Source organism: Nocardia sp. NPDC049707, assembly GCF_040674855.1.
Lineage (GTDB): Bacteria > Actinomycetota > Actinomycetes > Mycobacteriales > Mycobacteriaceae > Nocardia.
On record NZ_JBFANN010000103.1, the window covers coordinates 1 to 5,552 of the forward strand.

Below are 5,552 nucleotides of genomic sequence, written 5' to 3' on the forward strand. Positions count from 1 at the left end.
CGCTCGGTCAGCAGCACATAGGTGAAGTTGGCGATCTGATTGGCCGTGGTCTCGTGGCCCGCGATGAGCAAGCCGATACCCAGATTGACCAACTCGGCCTCGCTGAGCCGGTCCTCGTCATCGCGCGCGGCGACCAACGCACCGATACTTCGGCTGATCGCTGTGACAACAGTCACGTCGACTTCCGGCGTCGAACCCGCTTATGCAGAAATATTGCGGAAATCACGTTTACCGGTGACGACCGGTCCGGTCGCAGGTCGGGCTTCTCGACGAACCGCAGTGCCGGTGATCGGCGAGTTATCTGCACTGATGATGCGAACGCAGTTGTCAGTGGGTGTGACCAACGGCGGCGATTTCGTTTGTGCGGGGGAGCCTCGAGGAGCCGTGTGCGTTACCGCGATAGCGAAAGTGCACTGATTCGAGGGTTGCGGCCGGGAGTGGGAACGTCGTGGCCGACCTTCACCTAGGCTGTCACAGGCCGCGTTGTGGGGTCGATCGTGTTTCTTCGAGCGAATGCTGTAACAGATTCCTGCTCTTGGAGATATGCGACAAGTTCGCTCTTGTAGGCTCGAACGCTTGGCTGTGCGACCACAGCCGTCCGTAGTGAAGTACGTGCGTTCCATTATGCGGGCGCGGTCTTCAGGCGCGCAATAGGTGAGAGGTGTAGTACCGGAAATGGCAAGGGATCGTCGTTCCGCCCGGGGTAGTCGTCGCCGAGTCGGTCTGCTCTTCGGAAATTTGCTTGCGGCCGCTGTGGAGTCCGCCGCTGACGTCGTCGCCATCCGGTTCAACCCGTCGGGCGATCCGTCCGATGACCGTCAGCTGACCTATCGCGAACTCGACGAGATGTCGTCGCGGTGGGCGCGTGAACTCATCGCGCACGGGGTTGGCGCGGGTGATGTGGTGGCGATAGGTATCGCGCGCAGCATCGAATCCGTGCTGGCGGTTTGGGCGATCGCGAAGACCGGTGCCGCGTATGTGCCCGTCGATCCCGCATACCCGGCCGACCGGATCGCGCACATCCTCGCCGATTCCGGTGCCGTCCTCGGGTTGACCACCACGGCGCACCGGTCGGTGCTCGGCAGGACCGTGGACTGGATCGAACTCGACGACCCGGCGCACGCCGGGCGCATCGCCGAACGCCCAGCCCATCCGATCTCCTATGCCGACCGGGTCCGCCGGCTGGACGAACAGCACCCCGCATACGTCATCTACACCTCGGGATCTACCGGGAAGCCCAAGGGGGTGGTGGTCACCCATACCGGTCTCGGTGGGCTGCTGGCCGCGGCGCGGGAGGTCTCCGGGGTAGGAGACGATTCGCGGGTCCTGCATGTGTGCTCGCCGAATTTCGACCCCTCGGTGCTCGAGCTGTTGTTGGCCTTCTCCTCGGGGGCAACTCTGGTGGTGGCGCCGCCGCACGCGTCCGGCGGTGCTGAGCTGACGGAGCTGTTGCGGCGTGAGCGGGTTACCCACATGATCATCACGCCGGGGGCGCTGGAGTCGGTGGAACCGGCCGGGCTCGACAACCTCGAGATGGTAGCGGTCGGCGGTGAGGCGTGCGGTCCTGAACTGGTAGGGCGTTGGGCGCGGGACGGGCGACGGTTCGTCAATGTGTATGGCCCGACCGAAGCGACGGTGTGGGCGACCCTGGGGGCGTTGCAGCCGGACGAGCCGATCACGATCGGCACCGTGCTCGCGGGGGTGGGTGCCTTCGTGCTGGACGCGCGGTTGCGGCCGGTGCCAGCGGGGGTAACCGGTGAGTTGTATTTGTCGGGAGCGGCGCTGGCCGAGGGGTACCTCGGACGGCCCGGACTGACAGCGGAACGGTTCGTGGCCAGCCCGTTCGAGGTGGACGCCGGAGGCCCTGCGGGAAGGCTGTATCGCACCGGGGATCTGGTGCGCCGGCAAAAAGACGACGGCACCCTGGAGTATCTGGGCCGGACGGACTTCCAGGTCAAGATCCGTGGTTTCCGTATCGAGCTCGGTGAGATCGACAATGCGCTGAGTGCCCATCCCGATATCGACTACGCCGTTACGCTCGGCAAGACACTGCCCTCCGGTGCGAAGGTGCTGGTGGCGTATGTGCTGCCACACACAGGGACCGATGTGGACACCGGCGAACTCACGACCTTCGTCGCAGACCGGTTGCCGGAGTACATGATTCCGGCGGCGGTCATGGTGCTCGACCGGCTTCCGCTCACCCCGATCGGCAAGCTGGACCGCAACGCCCTGCCGGAGCCGGTCTTCGCCGCGAGCGAATTCCGTGCTCCCGTAAGCGAAATAGAGACGATCATCGCCGAGGTGTTCGCGGCGGTGCTCGGTATCGAGCGGGTCGGCCTCGACGACTCGTTCTTCGCGCTGGGTGGCGATTCGATCTTGTCGATCCAACTGGTGTCGCGGGCCAAAGCGCGCGGTGTCGTGTTCACCGCACGGGATGTCTTCGATCATCGCACCGTCGAGGCATTGGCCGAGATCGCCACCTTCGCCGTTGATTCGCAGCAGCAGTGGTTGGCGGAACTGCCCGGCGGTGGAGTGGGCGTGATCCCGTTGACGCCGATGTTGGCGGCGACGCTGTCCAATGATGGGTCATACGAACGGTTCTCGCAGTCGCTGACGCTGGCATTGCCCGACGGTATCGATCACGCGACCTTGGTCGCGACCATCGGTGCGGTGTTCGATCACCACGACGTGCTGCGTGCTCGGTTGCGGCGCGGCACCCCGACATGGGTCTTCGAGGCGCTCGAGCGTGGTGCCGTGGACGTGGATGTCCTGGTGCATCGGGTTGTGCTGCCCGCCGATATCGATGATGCGGAGTTGTCGCGGCGAGCGAATGCCGAATATGACGCGGCCCTGGATCGGCTCGATCCCGCGAACGCGTCGATGGCGCAGTTTGTGTGGTTCGACTTCCCGGAGTCGGCCGGCCGTCGTGACGTATTGCTGGTCGTCGCCCACCATTTCGTGGTCGACGGTGTGTCCTGGCGTATTCTGGTTCCGGACCTGGCGGTGGCATGGTCGCAGCTGGCGGCCGGGCAGCCGGTGGAGTTGCCCGCCAACGGAACCTCGATGCGCCGGTGGGCGCACGCCCTCCTGGACGCGGCGCAGGATCCAGCGCGGATCGCGGAACTGCCATTCTGGCAGCAGGTTTCGGCTACCGCACAACCGCTGCTCGGCGCGCGCGCATTCGATCCGGCGGTGGACACCTTCGCAACGGTCGACCGCGTCGAGGTGAGATTGCCCGCGGAGGTCACCGATGCGGTGCTTACCGCGATCCCGGGCCGATATCGTGGTGGTGTCAACGACGGCCTGCTGGCGACGCTGGCGTTGGCGGTGAGCAAATGGCGCGGCGAAACCTCCGGCGGTACCGCTCTGGTCAAGTTGGAAGGTCACGGTCGCGAAGAGGGTGTCGCCGCCGGCGCGGACCTGTCCCGGACGGTCGGTTGGTTCACCAGTGCTTACCCGGTGCAGCTTGATCTCGGCGGTGCGGATGTCGCCGAGGCGTTCACGGGCGGAAAAGCCATGGGCGACATCGTGAAATCGGTGAAGGAGCAGCTGCTCGCGGTCCCGGACAAGGGGCTCGGCTACGGCCTGCTGCGCTATCTGAACCCGGAGACCGCCACTCAACTCGGCGATGCCACTCAGATCAGCTTCAACTATTTGGGCCGAGTGTCGACGGGGGAGATTTCTACGCAACTCGGTGCGTTGGGGTGGGTACCGGTCGCGGATCTGGGGCAGCTGGATGCCCAAATGGATCCGGATATGCCCGCGAACGGCGTCATCGATATCAACGCGATCGTCACCGACGGCGCGGACGGTCCGCAGCTGGGTGCGTCGTTCGCCTTCCCGCGCGGGCTCTTGTCGCGGGAGCGAGTGCAGGAGTTCGCCGATCTGTGGGTCGCCGCGCTGCACGCACTGGCCGCGCATGCGCAGCGGCCGGATGCCGGCGGTCTGACGCCGTCGGATCTGCCGCTGGTTACCGCAGGCCAGTCGGATATCGAAGTGTGGGAACAGCATTACCCCGCGCTGTCGGAGGTGTGGCCGCTGTCGCCGTTGCAGTCCGGCCTGTTGTTCCACGCGCTGATGGCCGAGTCGAGTGTCGATGTCTACACCACCCAGGCAACGGTAGATCTGGCCGGCCCGGTCGACGGTGGGCGACTGCGGGTAGCGGCGCAGGCCATCCTGGACCGCTATCCCAACCTGCGGACCGCGTTCGCCACCAGTTCGGTCGGCCATGCCGTGCAGCTGGTCATGGACCGGGTCGAGGTGCCGTGGCGGGAGGTGGATCTGTCGCACCTGCCCGAGGGTGAGCGGTTGTCGGAACTACGTCGCCTGGCGGTGCTCGAGCGCGAGACCCGCTTCGATATGTCGGTGGCGCCACTGATCCGGTTCGCGCTGTACCGCACCGCGTCTGCCGCTACCGGCACGACCGAGCAGTGGCATCTGGTGATCACCACCCACCACATTCTGCTCGACGGCTGGTCTATGCCGTTGCTGATGCGAGATGTGCTGGTGCTCTACGCGACTCGGGGCGATCAGTCCGTACTGCCGCGGGTTTCGGCCTACCGCAACTTCTTGAACTGGCTGGCTGGACGGGATCGGGAGGCATCGCTGCGGGCCTGGGCACAGGCGCTGTCCGGGGTGGACGGGCCGACTCAGCTCGCGCCGCAACCGCACGCAGTCGAACGCCATGAGATCGTCAAGTTGGTCAGCGAGATCGACACTGACCGCACCCGCCGGATCACCGAGCGGGCCGCCGAGCTCGGCGTCACCGTCAATACCTGCTTGCAAGCGGCCTGGGGCATCCTGCTCGGGCGGCTCACCAGTCGCGACGATGTGGTGTTCGGCACCACGGTCTCCGGCCGTCCGGCGGAGCTGCCCGGTGTGGAGTCGATGGTCGGCCTGTTCATCAACACGTTGCCGGTGCGCGTTCGCGTCGACGCGCGCCTGGCGGCCGCGGAGTTTTTGCAGCGCCTGCAGCGCGAGCAGGCCGGTCTGCTCGACCACCACTATCTGGGTCTCCCCGACATACAGCGGATCGCCGGGGCCGGAGCACAATTCGACAGCCTGTTGGTCTTCGAGTCGTACCCGATCGATCGGGACGCGATCGCCGCCGTCGATTCCATCGACGGCATCTCGGTGACCGGTGTCGGTCTCGCGGACGATACACATTACCCGCTGACGTTGGTGGTGATCGCACAGTCGACGATCGAGTTGACGTGGCGGTACCAGAACGATCGTTTCACCGTCGGCCAGGTGGAATCCTTTGCCGCACGGCTGATCCGGGTACTCGAGACGCTTCTGGGCGATCCCGGCGCACTGGTGGGCGATATCGACATCATGCTGTCGGACGCCGAGCGGGATCGAATCCTGCTGGAGTGGAACGATACCCGGCATCCCGTCGAACCGGAGCTGCTGCTGGACGGCTACCGGCGCGCGGTGGCGGCGCATCCGGATCGGGTCGCGGTGGCCTGCGAGGGCGCCGAGCTAACCTACCGCGAATTTGACGAGCGGGTGAATCGCCTTGCCCGCCTGCTGATCTCGCAGGGTGTTGGCGC

At 65.7% G+C, this 5,552-nt stretch carries 1 protein-coding gene; it reads left to right on the top strand.

Annotation, left to right across the window (positions count from 1 at the left end):
* Positions 1-675: 675 nt before the first annotated feature.
* The coding region (locus AB0J29_RS36920) for an amino acid adenylation domain-containing protein (RefSeq protein ID WP_364795961.1) at positions 676-5,552 on the top strand (4,877 nt) is incomplete at its 3' end.